Source organism: Streptomyces sirii (assembly GCF_045690365.1).
Taxonomy (GTDB): Bacteria; Actinomycetota; Actinomycetes; order Streptomycetales; family Streptomycetaceae; genus Streptomyces; species Streptomyces sirii.
In genome coordinates this window covers 3,017,347-3,037,438 of the sequence record NZ_CP147982.1, presented here as the reverse complement: position 1 = coordinate 3,037,438, position 20,092 = coordinate 3,017,347, and the positions used below count along the sequence as shown (strand labels likewise).

Annotated in this window: 18 protein-coding genes; 5 read left to right on the top strand and 13 right to left on the bottom strand. The window is 74.3% G+C overall.

Going from position 1 to position 20,092, the window contains the following annotated elements; translation table 11 throughout:
• Positions 1 to 60: 60 nt before the first annotated feature.
• From WAB15_RS13690 to WAB15_RS13645, 10 genes are all read right to left on the bottom strand, one after another.
• On the bottom strand, positions 61 to 669 hold the full coding sequence (locus WAB15_RS13690; RefSeq protein ID WP_407286388.1) for a hypothetical protein: 609 nt from the start codon (positions 667 to 669) through the stop codon (positions 61 to 63).
• Positions 653 to 1,462, bottom strand: coding sequence for an FkbM family methyltransferase (locus WAB15_RS13685; protein ID WP_407286387.1), 810 nt, complete (start codon positions 1,460 to 1,462; stop codon positions 653 to 655). Before WAB15_RS13685 ends, WAB15_RS13690 begins: the two co-directional genes overlap by 17 nt.
• A complete protein-coding gene (locus WAB15_RS13680) occupies positions 1,459 to 1,683 on the bottom strand; it encodes a Trm112 family protein (protein WP_399147890.1) in 225 nt (74 codons plus the stop codon). The genes WAB15_RS13685 and WAB15_RS13680 overlap by 4 nt, the downstream gene beginning before the upstream one ends.
• Positions 1,680 to 2,723, bottom strand: a complete 1,044-nt coding sequence (locus WAB15_RS13675) for a DMT family transporter (protein WP_407286386.1) — start codon at positions 2,721 to 2,723, stop codon at positions 1,680 to 1,682. The genes WAB15_RS13680 and WAB15_RS13675 overlap by 4 nt, the downstream gene beginning before the upstream one ends.
• A gap of 64 nt (positions 2,724 to 2,787) precedes the next feature.
• A complete protein-coding gene (locus tag WAB15_RS13670; RefSeq protein ID WP_399147892.1) occupies positions 2,788 to 3,573 on the bottom strand; it encodes a class I SAM-dependent methyltransferase in 786 nt (261 codons plus the stop codon).
• A complete protein-coding gene (locus WAB15_RS13665) occupies positions 3,570 to 5,093 on the bottom strand; it encodes a condensation protein (RefSeq protein ID WP_407286385.1) in 1,524 nt (507 codons plus the stop codon). Before WAB15_RS13665 ends, WAB15_RS13670 begins: the two co-directional genes overlap by 4 nt.
• Entirely contained in the window at positions 5,090 to 9,568 is a 4,479-nt protein-coding gene (locus WAB15_RS13660; RefSeq protein WP_407286384.1) for an alpha-(1->3)-arabinofuranosyltransferase family protein, read from the bottom strand. Before WAB15_RS13660 ends, WAB15_RS13665 begins: the two co-directional genes overlap by 4 nt.
• Positions 9,565 to 10,290 carry a class I SAM-dependent methyltransferase gene (locus tag WAB15_RS13655; protein ID WP_407286383.1) on the bottom strand — a complete coding sequence of 242 codons (726 nt, stop codon included), beginning with the start codon at positions 10,288 to 10,290 and terminating at the stop codon, positions 9,565 to 9,567. Before WAB15_RS13655 ends, WAB15_RS13660 begins: the two co-directional genes overlap by 4 nt.
• A gap of 7 nt (positions 10,291 to 10,297) precedes the next feature.
• Positions 10,298 to 11,449 (bottom strand): glycosyltransferase family 4 protein, encoded by a 1,152-nt coding sequence (locus WAB15_RS13650; RefSeq protein WP_407286382.1) that lies wholly within the window; start codon positions 11,447 to 11,449, stop codon positions 10,298 to 10,300.
• 169 nt (positions 11,450 to 11,618) lie between these two features.
• Positions 11,619 to 12,611 (bottom strand): DUF3068 domain-containing protein, encoded by a 993-nt coding sequence (locus WAB15_RS13645; protein ID WP_407286381.1) that lies wholly within the window; start codon positions 12,609 to 12,611, stop codon positions 11,619 to 11,621.
• 297 nt (positions 12,612 to 12,908) lie between these two features.
• Here WAB15_RS13645 and WAB15_RS13640 point away from each other — a divergent pair, with 297 nt between their 5' ends.
• Positions 12,909 to 13,055, top strand: coding sequence for a hypothetical protein (locus tag WAB15_RS13640; protein WP_384427149.1), 147 nt, complete (start codon positions 12,909 to 12,911; stop codon positions 13,053 to 13,055).
• A 26-nt stretch (positions 13,056 to 13,081) separates the two neighbouring features.
• Positions 13,082 to 14,326, top strand: a complete 1,245-nt coding sequence (locus WAB15_RS13635; RefSeq protein WP_399147898.1) for a helix-turn-helix domain-containing protein — start codon at positions 13,082 to 13,084, stop codon at positions 14,324 to 14,326.
• A gap of 78 nt (positions 14,327 to 14,404) precedes the next feature.
• On the opposite strand, the gene WAB15_RS13630 is transcribed toward WAB15_RS13635, so the two are convergent.
• A complete protein-coding gene (locus WAB15_RS13630; protein ID WP_399147899.1) occupies positions 14,405 to 15,358 on the bottom strand; it encodes a TetR/AcrR family transcriptional regulator C-terminal domain-containing protein in 954 nt (317 codons plus the stop codon).
• Between the two features lie 169 nt (positions 15,359 to 15,527).
• Here WAB15_RS13630 and WAB15_RS13625 point away from each other — a divergent pair, with 169 nt between their 5' ends.
• On the top strand, positions 15,528 to 17,135 hold the full coding sequence (locus WAB15_RS13625; protein WP_399147900.1) for an MFS transporter: 1,608 nt from the start codon (positions 15,528 to 15,530) through the stop codon (positions 17,133 to 17,135).
• Here WAB15_RS13625 and WAB15_RS13620 read toward each other — a convergent pair.
• Positions 17,128 to 17,751, bottom strand: a complete 624-nt coding sequence (locus WAB15_RS13620; protein ID WP_399147901.1) for a disulfide bond formation protein DsbA — start codon at positions 17,749 to 17,751, stop codon at positions 17,128 to 17,130. The two genes, WAB15_RS13625 and WAB15_RS13620, sit on opposite strands and share 8 nt — an antisense overlap.
• A gap of 109 nt (positions 17,752 to 17,860) precedes the next feature.
• Entirely contained in the window at positions 17,861 to 18,292 is a 432-nt protein-coding gene (locus tag WAB15_RS13615; RefSeq protein ID WP_399147902.1) for a MarR family winged helix-turn-helix transcriptional regulator, read from the bottom strand.
• Between the two features lie 89 nt (positions 18,293 to 18,381).
• On the opposite strand from WAB15_RS13615, the gene WAB15_RS13610 reads away from it, so the two are divergent.
• Positions 18,382 to 19,401 carry an NADP-dependent oxidoreductase gene (locus tag WAB15_RS13610; protein WP_399147903.1) on the top strand — a complete coding sequence of 340 codons (1,020 nt, stop codon included), beginning with the start codon at positions 18,382 to 18,384 and terminating at the stop codon, positions 19,399 to 19,401.
• Positions 19,402 to 19,550: 149 nt separating this feature from the next.
• Entirely contained in the window at positions 19,551 to 20,051 is a 501-nt protein-coding gene (locus tag WAB15_RS13605) for a GNAT family N-acetyltransferase (protein WP_407286380.1), read from the top strand.
• The last annotated feature ends 41 nt before the right edge of the window (positions 20,052 to 20,092 follow it).

Here is a 20,092-nt window from a genome sequence, read left to right as displayed (position 1 = left end):
GGGCGGGCTACGGCGAACGGGTGAGCGGAGTCGGGGCGGTGGCGCGCCGATGGCCGGGGCTCAGTCGACGCGGCGCTGGTAGAGCCCCCAGGTGAATTCCGTGACGATGTGCCGCGGGGCGCCGTCGGGACCCGGAGCCGTGCAGGCCAGCCGCCAGCGGGTGGGGGCGCTGCCCTCCATCGGGCGGGCCGGGGCGAAGGCGCGGGCGACCTCGTCCACGGTGCAGGACCAGGGAGCCAGGTCCGCGGTCGTCCGCAACTCGGGGGACGGGGCCCCGGGCGCCCGGACCAGCCAGGCGTTCCAGACCGTGCCACGGGCCGCGGTGAGGACCTCGAACCGCAGGTCGGGCCAGAGGGGGACCGGCCAGGTCAGGGCCTCGCAGGTCAGGTCGCCGATCCGGCGGGTGGCGACGGTCTGCGGGGCGCCCAGCAGTGCACGGTAGGGCTGGACGCCGCCCGCCCGTGGGGCGTGCATCCGCGCCTGCCAGCGGCGGTTGGCCTCCCGCATCTCGGCGCGGGAGACGTCCAGTTCACGCAGTGCGTCCTCGACCATGCCGGGGTGGTGGTCGGCCATCCGGCGCAGCAGTACGAGCTGGAAGGCGACGGGTCCTGGCAGGTCGGAGGGGGTGCCGGGGCCGGTGGGCGGGTCATTGTCAGTGGTGCGGCTCATGATGGACATGGTCGTGGACGGCGGTGGCTTCGGGGGGTCCGGGGCGGTCGCCGTCGGGGAGGAAGAGCACGGAGTTCACATAGCGGCGGTGCGGTGCGAGGGAGCGGCGCAGCAGGCCGTGTTCGGCGACATGGGAGGTGCGGGACTGATGGGCCAGCAGATCGAAGTCGGCCAGTGGCAGCCAGCGGCCGTGCGGCAGGACCCAGCCGCGATAGCCGTGGGCCGCCGTCCAGTCGAGCACCGGCGCCAGCGGCTGGATGCGGCTCTCCAGCTCGACGAACAGCGCCGGTCGGTCGCGCTCGACGATGTCGGCCGCGCCGCGCAGCACCGCCAGCTCCGCACCGTCCACGTCCACCTTGATCAGGGTGACGGACGCCAACCCGAGCGCGTCCAGGGGAAGGCAGGGCACGTCGAGGGTGGCGGCGTGCACCTCGCGGCGTACGAGCGAGGAGACCCCGCGGTCGCCGCGGCCGTCCGGGGGGAGCCAGAGGGTGGCGCAGCCGGCGTGGTCGGTGGCCGCCGCGGAGACCACGTCGACATGAGGCGGTGTGACGGAAGCGATCAGGCGGGCCAGATGGGGGACGGGCTCGATGGTGACGACCCGGTCGGCCCGCCGGGCCAGCCGCCGGGTCCAGGGGCCGTACCACCCACCGACATCGACGGCCGTGCCGCCCGGTGGGCAGAAGTCGGCCAGCCGCCGCAGCTCCGGCTCGAAGCGCGGATAGAGCCGGCCCGCCAGTGCCGACACCAGCCGGGCCGGTAGCCGGGGCCCCAGCCGCGCGGCGAGCGTCACGACGGCGCCCCCTGCTCCGAGAGGCGGCGCAGCAGACGGTCGTGCTCGGCGTCGGTGACCTGTTCACCGGAGGAGGGCAGGAGCTGGGGAATGCCGTCGAGGATCGGATAGCGGCGGCGCAGCCGGGGGTTGTAGAGGATGCCGTCGGGGGTGAGGAGGGACAACGGACCCTTGTCGAGGGGGCAGACGAGGATCTGCAGCAGCGGGTCATCGGGCTTCATGGCTCAACTCCGTTAGCCGGTGGGCGGGGTGGGGTGGTGAGGGTGCCGTGGCCAGGTCCTGCGGGGGTGTCGTGGCGGGGCGCGGTGGTGGGGTCGTGAGGCGGCGGGCCGGGGTTGTCAGCACTGGGTCCGGCGGGGGTGTCGTGGACGGGCCCGGCGGTGGCCTCATGGCGCGGTAGTGCGAGCAGGACGGTGACGGCGACGGCGGTGCCGCCCAGTCGCAGGGCGAGCCGCAGGGGATCGGCGGGTAGCGGCTCGCCGAACGCCACGGTGCCGCAGGCGACGGTGAAGACACAGGTGACGGTGGTGCAGACGGGGACGATCACGGAGGCGCGGCAGCGCTGCAGTGCGGTCTGGGACAGGATCAGACCGGTGGCTCCGGTGAAGAGCAGGAGGTAGGGGTAGGGCGAACGGAGAAGCTTGGCGGCGGCCCCCGCGATGTCGTCGGTGGTGAGCAGGCCGGAGACGCCCTTGATGGCCAGCGAGCTGACGCCGTAGAGCAGACCGACGGCCACCCCGTAGGGGACGCCGGCGGTCGGCAGCCGGTGGCGGCGTCGGGCCCGCCGTTCGGCCGCGCGGTAGAGCAGAAGCCCGGCGGCCAGCGAGGGTACGGCGATGGTGAGCAGCGTCGCGGGCGGGGCGGTGCGGGCGATGGCGCGGGCGTCCTCGCCCTGGAGGGAGGCGACGACCAGGACGAGCGCGATCAGGATCGCCACGATGCTCTGCCGCTCCCGGCCGCTGGTCCGCTCGCCCAGGACGACCGAGGAGAGAAGCAGCAGCAGGACCAGACCCGAGACGAAGATGCCCTGGGCGGCGGCGAGGGGCAGGGCCCGGTAGACGGCGAGCTGGGCGGCGAACCCGGCGGCCAGCGCCAGCGAGCCGCCGAGCCACAGCGGACTGGACAGGAGGTGGCCGACGACCCGGGCGGGTCGGCGGGTGCTCAGCGCCGGCAGCGTGGCCAGCGCGCGTTTCTCCAGCACGAAGCCGGTGCTGTACAGGACATTGGCGAGCAGTGCGGACGCCACGCCCCACCACAGCATCGCGCTACCTCCTTCGTCGAGGGCCCCCGCGGGTCTGAGTGAGGTGTCGAGCCGCTGCGGTCGGTCAGGGGCCGCTTCGGCGGGCGTGGGCGAGCAGGATGGAGGCCAGGGACGGGACATGGCAGGCGGCCCGGTCGAGCGGGCGCAGCGGGCGCGGCACATCGTGGTACGGGGCGCCGGCGATGCGTACGGCCTCGAAGCCGGAGGCTGCCAGGAAGCCGCGCAGCGCACGGGCGGTGTAGAGGCGCAGATGGCCGACGACCTGGCTGCCCGGCCGGCCGTGGATGCGACGCATGCTCACCTCCGAGAAGACGGGCTGGACTCCGGCCAGCAGGAGTCCGCGGTTGTACCAGGCGGCGAGATTGGGGGTGGAGAGCATCAGGTGGCCGCCGGGGCGCAGCACGCGGCGCAGCTCGTCCAGGGCGGCATCGGGGTCGACGAGATGCTCGATGACCTCGCTGAAGAGGACGGCGTCGGCGGAGCCGGTCGCGAACGGCAGGCCGCCGTCGGTCAGTTCACCGCGTACGACGGAGGGGATGCGGGACCGGGCGCGGCGCAGTGCGTCCTGGGACCAGTCGACGCCGATGAGCCGGTGGCCCGCGAGGACCTCGGCGGCGGTGGCGGCCGCGGTGCCGTCGCCGCAGCCGAGGTCCAGGACGGTGGCCGGTGGGGCGCCGGAGCGTACGGGGCCCAGGGCGCGGGCCAGCAGCCGCGCCTGCCGCCGGCTGCGGGCGGCGCCGGACGCCACCGGCACGGCGGGGTTCTCGTAGAAGTCCCGCAGCCCGGTGGGCGGCGCGGTCGGGCCGGTGCCAAGGGCGCCCCTGGGGCGGGGGGCGGCGGGCCGGGTCATCGGGCGCGTCCTTCGGTCGGGGCGGCGGGGGGTGGTGGCGGTTGCCCAGGGGGCGGGGGCGCGTCGGATTCGGGCCGGCCGGTGGCGGCGAGCGAGGAGCGGAAGAGGGCGCCGAGCCGGGCGCCGGCCGGATCGTCCAGCAGGGCGTGCGACCAGCGCAGCGCGAGCTGGATGCGGCCGCCGACGGAGACGGTGGTGACGGTGAGCCCGCGCGGCATCCGCGCCGGGGCGGAGAACCACACCGCGGTCGGGCGCCCGGCGTCGCCGAAGTCCAGCGGATAGGGGATACGGCCGATGTTGGACAGGAGCGTGGTGGAGGTCCAGGGCGCGGCGGCGTCACGCAGTGCGCGGGTGGCGGCGCCGCGCAGTCCCACGGGCAGTACGGGCGCGGTCAGCACCGCCCCGGAGAGCCCGAGTTGGGGGCCGGGCGGCGCCGATTTGAGGGCGCGGGTGCGCGCCGCCGTACGTCGCAGCAGCCGGGCCACCGCCTCCGGGTCGGGGGGATCGGCGGTCAGCAGCTCGGCGTCCCGCCGTTCCTCGGGGCCGAAACCGACCGAGACCAGCCGGGTGCCGTTGCCGATGGGCATCCCGGCGTCGCGCGGCCGGTCGTCGACGGGCATGGTGACGACGACGGGAGCGGTGCGGCCGGTATGCAGCCGGTTCCAGCGGGCCACCATCAGGCAAGTGGCGACGAGGAGTTGGTCGTTCACGGTGTACGGGGCCCGCCCGTCCACCCGGGGCGGACGGGCCGGCACCGGCAGCTCGGTGATGAGCATGCTGTTGCCCCTGCCCGTACCACCGTCGCCCCCGTGGTGGGCGGCGATCCGGACCGGACGGGAGAAGCGGTGGCCGGCGCTCCCCGGATCGATCGCGTCGTCCGGATGCTCCGTCCCGGGGCCGGTGGCCCGTACGGGCGGCGGTGCCGGGGAGTTGTCGGCGTCGCCGTAGAGCTCGGCGGCGGTGGCCAGTACCCGGAGGCAGGCCGGGCCGTCCAGGGCGGTGTGGTTGATGGTGAGCAGCAGCACCGTGCCGTCCCCCGATCCGGCCCCCTGTCGCCCGACGATCTCCAGCCGTACGGGCGGCGAGGCGTCCAGGGGCGGGCAGTGGGAGAGCGCGCGCTCCCGGGCGTGGCGGAGCGCGTCGGGTCCCGGTGGTGCGACGGCGACCGGGTCCACGTCCGGGGCGGCGGTGAGCTGCCACATGTAGCGGCGGTGCCACCAGCGGACCGGCTCCTGGCGCATGAGGATGCGCGGGTGCCGGGCGAGCGCCTGCCGGAACGCGGTGCGCAGCCGCGCGGGATCGATCCGGCCGGGGAGGTGCACCTCGATGTGCACGGTCTCCGGCTCGTCGTCCTCCAGGCAGTGCCGGGAGATCTCGTCGACGAGCGGGAACGGGACGCGGGCGACGGTGGGTTGGCGGGCCGGGCGCGGCCCGGACGAGGAGGCCGACGGGGAGGACGACGAGGCGGAGGACGAGGACGACGAGGGTGGCGGCGCGGCGGCCGGCTGTAGTGCGGTCATCGTGCGGTGTCCTCCCCGTCGCCCTGCTCGCTGTCCGCCCCGTCGTCACCCGGTGGCGCGGGCGGCGCCGGTGTCCGCGGTGCGGCCGGTCGGCCCGGCCGGCGCCGCTCGGCCCACAGAGGACCGGCACCCTGGGTCCGTCCCCGGGCCACGATGGGGCGGCCGACGGCCTGCCCACCGGGCTCGTTCGCCGTGTCCGCGGCGCCCCGGGTGCTGACGGACCGCACCGTGCCCACCCCACCCCGCGGTCGCCGCGGCAACGGCGGAGGGGGTGCGTCCGACGGCGCGTCCGGCCCCGCCCCGCCCGGCTCCGTAGCCGGATCGGGCTCCGCCACCCCGGTCGGTACGGTCACCACCCCCGCCGCCAGCCCCAGCAGCGCCAACCCCTGGGCGAGGCCGCTGAAGGCGCCCTGGTCCGCGGCGACGGGCTCGCCCGCGCCGAGTGCCGCGACGGCCCCGGCGGCCGTCATCGCCGCCAGCGCGAGCGGGACGAGCAACTGCGGCCGGAAGCGGGCGAGTAGCGCCAGCAGCGGCACGATCACCGCGTACGGCCCGGAGGCCAGGGCCATCACCGCCGTGAGGGCGACGACCCCCAGCACCCATGAGGGGGCGGGCGGCGGCGGGATGTCGGGACGCGGTGTGCGGGGCGTGCGGCGGATCAGGGCGGACAGGACGAGCAGCGCCACGCCCAGCGCTCCGCCGATCAGCCCCAGGTCGTAGGCGGTGGCCGGACCGTAGGACAGCTCGATGGCGCCGCCCGCCCCGGCCGGTACGAGGAAGGCCTGCTGCCAGCCGTCCACCCGCAGCGGGGTCAGCCGCCGCCCGTGGAGGGTGGCCTGCCAGCCGTCGTTGGCGTTCTCGTGGATCTGGAGGTAGACGGCCTGACCGGAGCCGACGGAGACGGTGCGGCGATCCCCCGACCAGTCCTCGGCGGTGACCTTGCGGGCCGGGCCGGCCGAGGCCGTCGCCGGCTCCGTGCCGTCGGTGTCTCCCCTGCGCAGCGTCACATCCGTCAGCGCCAGCGGCCCCTGGTCGCCGGCCTCCACCCGGTGGCGGCCCGGCGGCAGCTCCAGCCGCCCGTCCTTGGCCGGGCCGGCGCACAACTCCACGTCGATCGGGCGGCGTTCGGTCAGGTCGCGGACGTAGCCGGCGGCCTTGGTGGCGTGCAGCACGCCGTCGACGGCGAGCATCGGGCCCTGGCCGCAGCCGACGGTGAAGCGGGTGCCGGCGGCGGGCCGCGGCGTGCGGTAGGCGTCGAGCGCCGGCAGGTAGACCTCGCTGAGGCCGACCGGGAGTTGCAGGGCCTGGCCGGCGACCGGGTTGTGGATCGTCAGCTCCTTGACCTTGCTGATGGTGATGTCGAGTCGGTCGGTGGTGATCGCCTCGAAGCGGGCCTGGCCGTTCTCGTCGACGCCCGCGGTGGCCGCGCCGTCCGGCGAGTTGATCAGGATCTGCTCCGGACGGGTGGAGATGCCGCCGGCCGCGGCCAGCACGATCTGGTCGATCTTCTTCCTGCCGGGCCAGCGCAGATGCAGCGTCGGCCGGTCGCCGGCGATCCAGGCGGTGGTCAGATCGCCGTCGACGAGGTTGCGGGGGCTGAGCGACTGCCCGAAGCCGAAGCTGGTGGAGTCGGCGGTGGCGGTGATCCGGTCCTTCTGCTCCGGCGCGACCCGGTCCAGCAGCCGGTCGAGTTCGGTGCCGGGGACGGCCAGCGCCTTGCCGGAGATGTCGTAGTCGGCGCGCTGGCCGGTACGGAACTGGCGGTGCAGCCCGACCTCGGCGGAGACCGGCGACAGCCCGCCCGGGTCGCTGCCGCGGTGCAGCGAGACGGTTTCGGCGGGCGCGTCGGAGTCCTGGGCGTCGGTGGGGAGTTGCAGCAGCCGGGTGACCTGCACGCCGGGGATGGCGATCTCGGCGAATCCGGCGCCGGAGAGGCCGGCGCGCGGGGTCTGCGAGCCCGTGATCGTCACCTTCAGCCACTTCGCCGTCCCGGCCGGGGCCTTGACCCGCTGGGGCGTGCCGTCGGGGCGCAGCACGGAGTCGGCGCCGCCGCGGTCGGTCTGGATCCGTACGGATGTCGGGGCGGCGCGCAGCCCGTCGCCGGGCAGCGGGGTGAGGGTCAGCGCGGCGGGGACCGCGGTCGGTCGGGTGAAGGCGATCTCGACCCACTGGCCGACGGGGTCGCCGGCGCTGCCCTCCGCCCAGGCGGTGTCCGGGTTGCCGTCGAAGGCGTTGACCGGGTCGTACTGCGGCAGGTGGAAGAGCCAGTTGCCGCTGGTGGAGGCGGTGACCGAGGACGCGCCGCGGAGCTCGGCGGTGGTCTGGTGGTCGATCCCGGTGGTCGGCAGGATCTGCCGGGGCGGCCGGCCGGGGTCCTGCACGCTGTCGGGATGGTTTCGCTCGTCGGGCGTGTAGGTGTAGGAGGTGTTGCTGTTGACCAGCCCGAAGCGGGTGTCGGCGCGGCGCAGGCCGTCGGCGGTCAGCTGGAGCGGCGGGGTGCCGAGGCCGGGGTGGTTCTCGCCGGTCAGCACGGTGGCCCGGTTGCGCAGGGCGGGGTCGGCGGAGAGCTGAAGGAGGGCTTCGGGGCCGCCGCTGAGCTGGGCGGTGTCCGCGACGGGCCGGGCGGCGACGCGGCCGGGCTCCGGGGTGTTCACCGGCTGGTAGATCTCGACGGCGCGCTGGCGCGGATAGAGGCCCTGGATCTGCAACGGGGCCTCGGCGGGGATCCTGCCCCCGGTGGTCAGCGGGCCGAAGGCGGCCGCCTTGCGGTAACCGGACGCCTCCAGGGTCCGCTTGACGGTCTGCGGGGGGACGTAGCCGATCTGGTCGGGGTCGAGGTCGTTGCGTACCACCACATCGTGCAGTCCGGCCCGGCCCAGGTAGTCGCGCAGGCCCGGAACCCGGGCGCCGGTCAGCAGCGCCTGTTCGACGGCGTCCAGGGCCCGGCGGGCGCCCGGGGTGCCGAACGGGACGAAGTCGCGCTGCGCCCAGGGGGAGTCGGCGAGCACGTCGAGGGGTTCGTCGATGGGGGAGCCCCAGGTGTAGATGCCGTGCGCGGTGGCGGGGACGACCAGGGCGCGGCTGTGCGGGGTGTGGGTCCGCAGCCAGCCGGCGGTCTGCTCCCAGTAGGCGGGCAGCTTGGTGAAGGCGCCCGGCTGGAGGACGGTGCCGGTCAGGAAGGGCAGCGCGAGCGCGGGCAGGACCAGCAGCGCGGTCAGTTGGGGCAGGCGGTGTCGGGCCGGGATGCGGCGGGTGCCGCGGCGCTCGGCGGCGACGGCGAGCAGATGCGCCAGCCCGAGGGTGAGGGCCAGGGCCAGGCCCGGGGTGAACTTGTAGATGTTGCGGAACGGGCGCAGCCAGCCGTTCAGCCAGTCCTGCCACAGTTCGTGCAGAGGTCCGCCGAGCGCTCCGCCGTATCCGGCCAGCGCGATCAGCGCCACGGCCAGTACGGTCAGCAGGAGCCAGCGCCGTTCGGGCAGGTCGCGGCGGGCCAGGCCGGCCAGGCCGAGCGCCGCGGCCAGCGCCGAGCCGAGCACCGCGAAGGCGTTGGCGGTCATGGTCCAGCCGGCCGGCAGCCAGGGCTCGCCGAAGTTGAGGTAGCCGACCCAGTTGCCGGCGCCGCGCAGCAGTTCGGTGGCGGACATGGTGCCGGTGGTGGTGTCGGCCTGCTCGATGAACGGCATGAAGTTCTCGCCGTGGATGCCGAGCAGCAGCAGCGGTACCACCCACCAGGCGGTGGCCAGTACGACACCGGGCAGCCACCAGGCGAGCAGCCGGGTGCGCCGCGGACCCGTACGGGAGAGCAGGTACAGGCCGGCGGGCAGCAGCGCGGCCAGCGTGGAGGCCGCGTTGACGCCGCCCATGAAGGGGATCAGCAGCGCCGAGCGGGTCGCCGCGGTACGGGCGCTCACCTGAGGGTCGGTCAGCGGCAGCAGCACCCAGGGGAGCAGCGCGCCGGGGAGGGCGGCGGCGGAGGTGGAGCCGATGACGATGGTGAACGTGGGCCACAGGGCGTAGCAGGCCGCCGCCGGCAGCCGTGTGAGCGGGCTGCCGAAGCGCAGCCGTTCGGCCAGCCGCAGCGCGCCCCAGAACGCGGCCGTGACGATCAGCGACATCCACAGCCGCTCCGCCAGCCAGACCGGGACGTGGGCGAGGTCGGTCAGGCCGTAGTAGGGGAGCGTGGGGAAGGCGTAGCCGAAGTACTGGTCGGCGATACCGCCGAAGCCCGCCCGGTCGTGCCACAGCTGTCCGAGGTCGCCGAGGAACTTCCAGGGGTCGGTGGTGACGCCCAGTTTGGTCTCGAACGTCATCTTCCCCGGCGAGGGCGTCAGAAAGCCCACCAGGGCGGCCGCCCAGAAGGCCAGTAACCAGCGTCTGCTGCGGGGCCCGCCCGGCGGTGGGGCACACGTGGTGTCGGTCCTGCCGCCGGCATCGGGCGTTCCCGGGGACGGGGTGGGCCGCAGGGGCTGGGTCATGGCAACCGCCGGAGGATGAGGAGGAGGTTCCAGGTGGCGACCTCCCGGACGCCCGGGAGGCGCGGGATGGCCTCGGCGAGGAACGGTGCGTAGCGGGAGCGCGCGGTGACGATCGCGACGTCGTCGCGGGCCCGCACCTGCCGCAGGGTGCGCCCGACGTGCACGGCGAAGAGGTTGACGCCCAGGGTGTGCTTGGCGTCCCGGCCGGTGCGCCGCCGGTAGCGCTCGCGGGCCCGTTCGGCGCCCAGGTAGTGCCAGGGTGCGGTCTCGTGGCCGCCCCAGGGGGAGAGCCAGTTGGTGAAGGCCACGTAGATCAGCCCGCCGGGGCGGGTGACCCGGACCATCTCGCTGAGGAAGGTCTGCGGGTCGGCGACGTGCTCCAGGACGTTGGAGGAGAAGCAGATGTCGGCGGCGCCGTCGGCGAGCGGCAGCAGGTAGCCGTCGGCGACCACCGCCGCCTCGGGCCTGCGGCCGCGGGCGGTCAGCTCCGCCGGGTCGGGCTCGAAGAGGTAGCCGTGGGCGCCGCGGCGCCGGAACTCCTCGGTGAAGTGGCCGGCGCCGCCGCCGACGTCGGCGACCACCGCGCCCTTGAGCGGCGCATGGCGTTCGACCTGGTCGGCGGCGTCGCGGGCGAGCAGCCGGTAGCAGTGCTCGGGTGCGCTCTGCTCCTGGAGGAAGGCGCGGAAGAGGGCGTAGGACCTGCGCAGCGAGGGGTCGCGCACCGGGGCCTCACCGCCTGGGGGCGAGGACGGCTTCCGCGGCGACCGCGCGGAAGCTGCGGACGGTATGGCTCCATCGGAAGCGTTCGGCGCGTTGTCGTGCGGCGTCGCCCAGCGCCTGGCGGCGGTGGGCGCTGAGCGCGAGGGTGCACCAGTGCGCGGCGAACGAGCTCTCGCCGCGGGCCAGCAGGCCGGTGGCCCCGTCCTCGACGGAGTCGCGCAGGCCGGGGATGTCGAAGCCGACGGTGGGGGTGCGGCGAGCGGCGGCCTCCATGACCACCAGGCCCCAGCCCTCGATGAGCGAGGGGTGCAGCAACAGCCAGGCGGAGCAGAGCAGTTCGTGCTTGCGCTGCTCGGAGACGTGGCCGGTGAAGGTGACGCCGGGGCCGGCCTGCGCGGTCAGCCGTGCGCGCTCCGGCCCGTCACCGACGATCACCAGACGGCCGCCGGTCACCGGCCGGACTCGCTCCCACAGCCGCAGCAGCAGATCGATCCGCTTGTACTCCACGAGCCGCCCCATGGCCAGGAAGAGCGGTTCGGGGGCCTTGGGGGCCAGTGCGCCGGGCTCCTCCACGCCGTTGTGGACGAGCCGGATCCGGCCGGGGTCCACACCGAGGCCGCGCAGTGCGGACGCGGTCGATCCGGAGACCGCGACCATCAGGTTGCGGTGGTGGGTGGCGGTCAGCGCCCAGTGCTCCAGACGGCGGCCGAGCCGGGCGGCCGGCGCCGGGTAGCGCAGCCGCCACAGATCCGTGTGGACGTGGTTGACCAGGCACAGGGTCGGGCCGCGGTGCCACAGCGGCGCGAGGTAGGGCATGCCGTTGCAGACCTCGACCAGCAGATCGCAGGAGCCCGCGCGGCGGGCCAACTGGCGTGGTGCGCGCAGGAAGTGGCCGGCGTCGCCGCCCGCGGACACCACCCGGTAGTCCCGTGCGGCCGCGGGCCCGCCGCACAGCAGGGTCACCTCGTGGCCGTGTGCGGTCAGTCCCGCGGCGATCCGGTCCACCAGGAGTTCGGAGCCGCCGGCGGCGGGGTTGCCCAGGTCGCGGCGGGCGAGGAAGACGATGCGGCGGGGGAGCGGGGGCCGGCCGGCGGCGGGGGGACCGCCGGCCGGCGGTGCGGAGGGTGCCGGGGGCGGCGAGGGGCGTACGTACGGGGGCATGTGCGATCCAACTCGTCTCAGGGTGCGGTACCGGCGGTGGGGGGACGTACTGCGTACTGAGTCGTGCGGGGCCGTGCTGCGCCGTGGGGTGGACAGTTTTCGCCCGGCCGGTGCGCCGCGGCTACTCACCGGGGTGACAAAAACGGGTCCGAACCTGACTGACGGTTCATCACTTCGCTCCGCGGCCGGGCCGTCGGCCGCGCGCCACCCAGCCCGCCCCGGCCACCGCCAGCACCCCGCCCGCCACCGCGGTCCCCACCGGCAGCGTCCGGCCGACCAGCGCCAGCTTGTCGCTGTCCGCCTTCGCCAGCCGCACCTGCGCGCGCTGCGTCGCCGGTGTGAACTCCAGCTGCCGGCCGCGCAGCAGCACCACCGCGTCGCGCCGGGAGCCGGGGGCCCGCAGGGTCTTGAGCGGGGAGATCGCGGCATGGATGATCCGGCCGGTGCGCTGCTCGACGACCAGCTCGATACCGGAGTTGGCGTACCACTCCTCGGCCTGGATCTGGCCCTGCCCGCCCCGGCCCACCAGCCGCCCGGGGACCTGCCGGCTGCCGGTTCTGGTCGGCGCCACCGTCCCGGTGAAGCGGTAGCCCTCATAGCCCTGGACGTGCCGGGTGCCGGCGTAGCGGAGCGGGACGGCCGCGCCCAGGGTGTTGTCCCACCAGCGGTAGCTCTTCTTCTGCACGTCGAAGGGGAACTTGAGGTACGCGTCGCCGTCGAAGCGGGTCGGGGCCTCCGCGCAGCAGTGCACCGGGGCGTTGCTGTGCCGGTCGGTGACCCAGCGCTCGGTGGTCCACTGGAAGGCCTTGCGCGGGTCCTTCAGAGGCAGCGTCCGGGGGGTGTCCACCGTGGTGGAGACGTCCCACACGGCCCGGCCGCTGCGCTCGCTCGCCGCGACGTCGCCCAGGACGTGCCGGGTGATGGTGATCTTCTGTCGGTCCCTGGTGCGCAGCGCGGCGGTGTCGAAGTAGCTGCCGGTGCCGGTGAAGACGGTGGTGACATCGACGTCGACCGGGGTGACCTTGGCCCGGGGTTCGACGTACCAGGCCAGCAGGGGGGCCAGGACCAGCAGGAAGACGCCGAGTCCGAGGACGGCCAGGGACGGCGGCGATGCGGTGCGGGCGGCGGCGGAGGGGGTGGCGGACTTGCCGGATGCGGGCATACGGGCACTCCTGGAAGCGGTGGGGGATCACGCTCTGGTGCACGTTCGGGGCGCCGTGGCCGGTCCGGTGTGTTCGCTCCCGGTGGCCCCGGGCGCCATGGGCCGGGAACGTAAGGGAACTCTTGACAGGGAGTCAATGCCCTTCCACACTCGGCAGGCACCACGACCGAAGTGGTGCCGCGCCGTGGGACGCGGCGCCGAGCCGGCCTCGATCCATCGCACCCCGGGCCGTGCATGTGCCGTACCAGCCTCGACGAAGACCTGAGGTCTCCGGCATCGACGAAGGGCCGCCGCGCCATGCACCGAACGCTCGCTGCCGTACTGACCGCTCTGGCCGCCGCCGCTCTGGCCGTCGGCGTCGCGCTCGGCATCGTCGCGGCGCTGGGCGCCACCCCCGAGCAGCCGAACGTGCCGCTGGTGACCTTCGGCCGGACCGGCGAGTAGGGGGGCGGCGTGCGAAGGAGGTCCGGGTGGTGACCGCCGTGCGTTCCGCCTGGCGGGAGGTCCCGTCCTACCAGGTGCGGCGGTTCGCCGCGCTGGCGCTGGACGAGGTGCCCTCCCTGGCCCAGGACATCCTGCGCGAGATTCGCCGGGAGTACCCGCAACTTCCCTTGGTGCACGACGAGTTCGGCGAGCCGAGGGCGCTGGTCGGCATCCGGCAGTCGCTGGAGCACTTCGTCGCCCATATGACCGCCGGCCTGGACCGCCCGCATGTCCACCCGAGGGTCTTCCAGGAGTTCGGCCGCGGCGAGGGCATCCAGGGCCGCAGCCTGGACGCTCTACAGGCCATCTACCGGCTGGGCGTACGGCTGGCCTGGCGGCGGCTCGCCGAGATCGGCCAGCAGGTCGCCATCCCGGCGCCGGCGATGTACGAGCTGGCCGAGTCCGGGTTCGAGTACCTCGACGGACTGGTCGCCGAGTCCGTACGCGGCTATGCCGAGGCCGCCGCCCGGCAGGCCGGTGAGCGGCTGCGGCTGCAACGCGGCCTGATGGAGCTGCTGTTCACCGGCGCCGGCAGGAGGCGGCGCGGCAAGGGCTCCGGCGCCGCGGGGGCCGCCGCGCTGCTGCCGGCGCTCGCCGAGCGGGCCGCGCGGATCGGCTGGCCGCTGCCCGAGCAGGTCGCCGTCGCGGTCCTGCTGCGGCCGGCCCGCGAGGCGGTGGCGCCCGCCGTCGCCTCGGACGTCCTGCTGGACATGGAGTGCGAACGGCCGCGGATGGTGGTGCCGGAGCCGGACGCCCCGGGGCGGCGCGAGCTGCTGGCGCGCGCGGCGGCCGGCTGGTCGGGCGCCATCGGGCCCGCCGTCCCGCTGCTGGACGCCGCGAAGTCGCTGCGCTGGGCCGGGGCGGCGGTCGATCTGACGGAGCGCGGACTGCTGCCCGCCGGCGAGCTGCTGCAGTGCACCGAGCACACCGAGGCGCTGGTCCTGCTGCCGCCCGAGGAGCTGATCGAGGACCTCACCCGCCGCCGGCTCGCCCCCCTGGAGAGCTGCGGCCCCACCCACGGGCGGCGCCTCGCCCAGACCCTGCTCGCCTGGCTGGAGACCCGCGGCGGGGCCCCGGAGATCGCCGAGCGGCTCGGCGTCCATCCGCAGACCGTGCGCTACCGGCTGCGCCAGATACGGGAGTTATGGGGCGGGGAGATGGACGACCCGGACCGCCGCTTCGAACTGGAGCTGGTGTTACGGGCCCGCCGGCTGCGCGGGGAGCTGACCTGACCGGCCGCACGGGGCCGGCGGGATCACCGGCGTCTCCCTGAAGTAGGGGTGGGCAACCTCCCGTGGCGCGCGGCCTGTTCAGCCGCCCCCGCCGCCCCCCGCCGCCCGGCGCCCGACCAGCACCTCCATGCCGTCCAGGAGCCGCGCCAGCCCGAACTCGAAGAGCGACTCCAGGGTCACCGCGTCCTCCCCGACCCCGTCGATGCCCGCGTACATGGGGTACGAGCCGGACTCCAGGATGCCCGCGAACACCGGGTCCATGGAGGCCATCCACTGGTTCTGGTCCATCCCCGTCTCCTGCTCGGCCTCCAGGTCGTCCTCGAAGCCGGCGGCGGTGGACCGCACATAGTTCAGCAGGGTCACGGCCATGTGGATCAGGGTCAGCGGATCCATCCCCTCGACCCGCGCCATGGTCCACTCGATCAGCGCCATCGCCTGCGGCATCGGCCGCGGCCGGGTGATCGACAGATACTGCGCCAGCCACGGATGCCGCTGGTAGAGCTCCCATTGCAGCCGTGCACCCGCCTCCATCCGCTCCCGCCAGCCCTCCGGTGCGGGCCGGGGCGGCGCGACCTCGGCGAACGCGGCCTCCGCCATCAGCAGTTCCAGCTCGTCCTTGTTGGCGACATGGCGGTAGAGCGCCATCGAGGACACCCCGAACTCGGCGGCGACCCGGCGCATCGACAGCCCGCGCAGCCCCTCGGCGTCGGCGACCTTGATCGCGGCCCGTACGACGCGTTCGCGGCTGAGCCCGCCGTCCGTCTCGCGCGGCCGCCGCTCGCGCGCGGTCTCGGCGCGGGGCGCCCGCTCCTGTTCGGCCACGACCGTGCCCACGCCCGGTACGGCCCGTACGAGCCCCTCCTGGCGCAGCGTCGTCAGCACCTTGGTGGCGGTCGCCATCGCCACGCCCCACTCCTGGGTGATCCGCCGGGTCGACGGCACCCGGTCGCCCGCCGCCAGCTCGCCGGCGTCGATGCGGCGCCGGATCTCCTCGACGATCCGCCGGTAGGGCGGCGGGGCCGACTGCTCCACGGGGCAACCTCCGTACTAGTGCACCAGGGGAATTTGCTCGCTGTGAGGGTAGCAGCGGGGGCGCCACCAGCGCCTTGCACTAGGTCAGTGCACTAGTGTGATGCAGCTCCAATCCCCTTATCGCTCCTGTTGTTTGCACCGTAAGCGCAACCTGCTTACCGTGTCAGCCATGTCGTTTACTTCGTACACACCCAAGCCGTTGGCCGGCCGCCGTGAGTGGACCGCCCTGGGCGTCCTCCTGCTGCCCTGCCTCCTGGTCTCGATGGACGTCTCGGTGCTCTATTTCGCGGTGCCCTTCCTGACCGCGGAGCTGGAGCCCAGCAGCGTTCAGCAACTGTGGATCCTGGACGTCTACGGATTCGTCCTGGCCGGCCTGCTGATCACCATGGGGGCGCTGGGCGACCGCATCGGCCGCCGCAAGCTGCTGCTGTCCGGCGCCCTGCTCTTCGGCCTCGCCTCCGGAGTCGCCGCATACGCGCAGAGCGCCGAAACGCTCATCGCCGCACGGGCGTTGCTCGGCGTCGGCGGCGCGACCCTGATGCCCTCCACGCTCGCGCTGATCCGCAACCTCTTCCACGACGCCAAGCAGCGCGGCAAGGCGGTCGCGTTGTGGTCGACGGCAATCATGGGCGGGATCGCGGTCGGCCCGGTGCTCAGCGGGGTGCTGCTGGAGCACTTCTGGTGGGGCTCGGTCTTCCTGATCAACGCACCGGTGATGGTGCTGCTGCTGGTCTGCGGCCCGCTGCTGCTGCCGGAGTACAAGAACCCGGCGGCCGGCCGCTTCGACCTGCCCGGCTCGCTGCTGTCCCTGCTCGCCATGTTGCCGATCGTCTACGGCATCAAGGAGATCGCCCGCGACGGCCTCTCGGCGCTGCCGGTCATCGCCCTGGCGGCCGGTCTGCTGGCCGGCGCGGCCTTCGTCCACCGCCAGCGCACCGCCCGCCACCCCATGCTCGACCTGGAGCTGTTCCGCCACCGCGGGTTCAGCGGGTCGGTGCTGATGAACCTGCTGGCGACGTTCGCCGTCGTCGGCTGCGCGGTGTTCTTCACCCAATACCTGCAGACCGTACGGGGGATGAGCCCGCTTCAGGCGGCGCTGTGGAACCTGCTGCCGACGCTCGCGGTGGGCGGGATGGCGCCGCTGGCCGCCGGGCTCGGCCAGCGGATGGACCGGGCGTACGTCATCGCCGTGGGCTTCGCGGTCGCGGCCGGCGGCTTCGTCTGGCTGTCCTGGCTGGAGCCCGGCTCCGCCCTCTGGTACGTCCTGGTCGCCTCGTCCGTCTACGCCTCGGGCCTGGTGATGGTGATGTCCCTCGGCAACGAACTGGCCATCGGCGTCGCGCCGCCGGAGCGCGCGGGCTCCGCCTCGGCCGTCCTGGAGTCCGGCACCGAACTGGGCGGCGCGCTGGGCATGGCGATCCTGGGCAGCATCGGCGGCGCGGTCTACCACGGCCGCATGGCCGACGCGCTGCCCGCCGGTCTCCCCGCCGGGGCGGCCGACGCGGCACGCGAGACCCTGGCGGGCGCCGCCGCGGTGGCCGGTGAACTGCCCGGCCGGGCGGGCCGGGCGCTGCTGGCCGCCGCCCGGACGGCCTTCACGGACGGGCTCCAGACGGCGGTGCTGTGCGCCGCGGGGGTGATGGCGTGCGCCGCGGTGCTGTCGTTGGTGCTGCTGCGCGGCCTGCGCACCACGGTGGCCGAGGAGCCGGGAGCGGCGGACGCGACCGGTTCGGCCGCCGCCGCCCCCGCGTCCTCCGCCCCCGAGGCCGTCAGCTGAAGTCGAACTCGCCGGTGCGGGTCCGCTTCAGTTCGAAGAACTTGTCGTAACCGGCGAGGAGGCGGACGCCGTCGAAGATCCGCACCGCGTCCTCGCCGCGCGGGATCGCCATCAGCACCGGGCCGAAGAACGCGACCCCGTCGATGTGGAGCGTGGGCGTGCCGACGTCCTCGCCGACGGGGTCCATGCCCTCGTGGTGGCTCTTGCGCAGCGCGTCGTCGTACGCCTCGCCGCCGGCGGCGCGGGCCAGCTCGGCCGGCAGCCCGACCTCGGCCAGCGCCTCCTCGATGACGGTGGCGGTGTCCTGGCGGCCGTCGTTGTGGATCCGGGTGCCGAGCGCGGTGTACAGATCGCGCAGCACCTCCTCACCGTGCTCCTGGGCGGCCGCGATGCACACCCGCACCGGGCCCCAGCCCGCGTCCAGCAGCTCGCGGTACTTCTCGGGAAGGTCCTCGCGGCCCTCGTTGAGCACGGACAGGCTCATCACCCGGAACCGCAGATCCAGGTCGCGGTGCCGCTCGACCTCCAGGATCCAGCGCGAGGTGATCCAGGCGAACGGGCAGATGGGGTCGAAGTAGAAGTCGACGGAGTGGCGGGTGCTGCTCGGGTTGGTCATGGGGTGAGGTTAGAACGCCGCCGGTCCGCCCGCCCGGTCCACCTGCCCGCGACGATCGTGGGCCACTTCCCGCCGCGCTCCCGCACGGGCCCGGTGCGGTGCACCGGTCTCACTCCGGCGCGACGCCCAGCATCCGCTGCAGCAGCTCCTTGAGCAGGGTGCGCTCGGCGACCGACAGCTTGCCGAGGGGCTCGCGGGCGAAGCCGAGGGAGGCCCGCAGCGCCCCGGCCGTGCGCGCGCCCTCGGCGGTCGGGGCGGCGAGCTTGACCCGGCGGTCGGCCGGGTCGGGGCGGCGCTCGACCAGGCCGCGGGACTCCAGGCGGTCCACGATGCCGGTGATGTTCGACGGCTCGCACTTCAGGCGCTGGGCGACCTTGCGCATGGGCAGCGGCTCGACGCAGAGCAGGCCGAGCACCCGGGCCTGCGCACCGGTGAGGGAGTGCTCGGCCGCGGCGTGCTCGTACTCCTCGTAGTAGCGGGCGACGACGGTGCCGATGAGATCGACGACCTCGACGGTCAAGGGGTCCGGGCGCACTGTCATGGGCACCAGGATACCCAATTACTTGACAGCATGAAATATCGAGGAGCATCATTGTTTCAGTACCTGAAGCATTAGGAAGGATCGCGCTCATGTCCGCACTGCCCACGACCGGCCGTGAATGGCACCTCGTCGCCCGCCCGCACGGCTGGCCCACCCCGGACGACTTCGCGCTGCGCGAGGCCGCGGTGCCCGAGGTCGGCGAGGGCCAGGTCCTCGTCCGCACCAAGCACTTCTCGGTCGACCCGTACATGCGCGGCCGGATGAACGACGTGAAGTCCTACGTCCCGCCCTTCCAGCTCGACCAGCCGATGGAGGGCGGCGCCGTGGGCGAGGTCATCGCCTCGCGCGCCGACTCCCTCGCCGTCGGCGACCACGTCCTGCACGGCCTCGGCTGGCGCGAGTACGCGGTCCTGGACGCCCAGCGCGTCGCCAAGGTCGACCCCTCGCTGGCTCCCCTCACCGCCTACCTCGGCGTGCTCGGCATGCCGGGCCTGACCGCCTACGCGGGCCTGCTGGAGGTCGCGTCCTTCAAGGAGGGCGACGCCGTCTTCGTATCCGGCGCGGCCGGCGCGGTCGGCGGCGAGGTGGGCCAGATCGCCAAGCTCAAGGGCGCCTCCCGGGTCATCGGCTCGGCCGGCTCCGACGAGAAGGTCAAGCTCCTGGTCGAGGAGTACGGCTTCGACGCCGCCTTCAACTACAAGAACGGCGACGTCGCCAAGCAGCTGAAGGAGGCCGCGCCGGACGGCATCGACGTCTACTTCGACAACGTCGGCGGCGACCACCTCGAAGCGGCCATCTCCTCCCTGCACGTCCACGGCCGGGTCGCCATCTGCGGCATGATCTCGATGTACAACGCCACCGAGCCGACCCCCGCGCCGCGCAACCTCGCGCAGGTCATCGGCAAGCGGCTGCGCCTGCAGGGCCTGATCGTCACCGACCACTACGCGCTCCAGCCGCAGTTCGTCCAGGAGGTCTCCGCCTGGATCCGCTCCGGCGAGCTGAAGTACCGCGAGACCAAGGTCTCCGGCATCGAGAACGGCGTCGAGGCCTTCCTGGGCCTGCTGCGCGGCGAGAACACCGGCAAGATGATCGTGAGCCTGGACGACTGACCGGAGTCCCGGCGCGCGGCGTCCCGATCCGCACCCGGCCGCGGGAGTCCGCGGGCCGCGGTGCGGACGCCGGCCGCGGTGCGGGCACCGGCCCGGACCGCGCGGAAAACCCCTTGCCGGGGGCGCCGGCCGGCGCCAGGGTCTGGCCCATGACAGAGATCACCGTGCGCCCCCTGGAGCCCGACGACTGGGCCCTCTACCGCACTGTCCGCCTGGCGGCCCTGGCCGACGCCCCCGAGGCGTTCGGCTCCACCCTGGGCCGCGAGCAGGCCTTCGCGGAGGGCGACTGGCGCGAGCGCCTCACGTGCCGCAGCCAGTTCCTCGCCGAGGACGACGGCGGCGCCTGTGGCCTGATCGGGATCGTCCCGACCGACCCCGGCGCCGCGGAGCTGGTGTCGATGTGGGTGAGCCCCGCCGCACGCGGACGCGGCGCCGGCGACCTCCTGGTCCGCGAGGCACTGCGCAGGGCCGGCGACCACGGCCACCCCCAGGTCCACCTCTGGGTCACGGAGGGCAACACGCCCGCGGAGCACCTCTACACCCGCCACGGCTTCCAACGAACGGGCCGGACCCAGCCCGTACGCCCCGGATCGGCCGACCGGGAGTTCGCCATGGTCCGCCCGGCACCGCGGCCTCTTGCGACGGCCTAGCCACCTCGGGTGAGCCGAAGCACGACCCGTGCGCCGGGCCA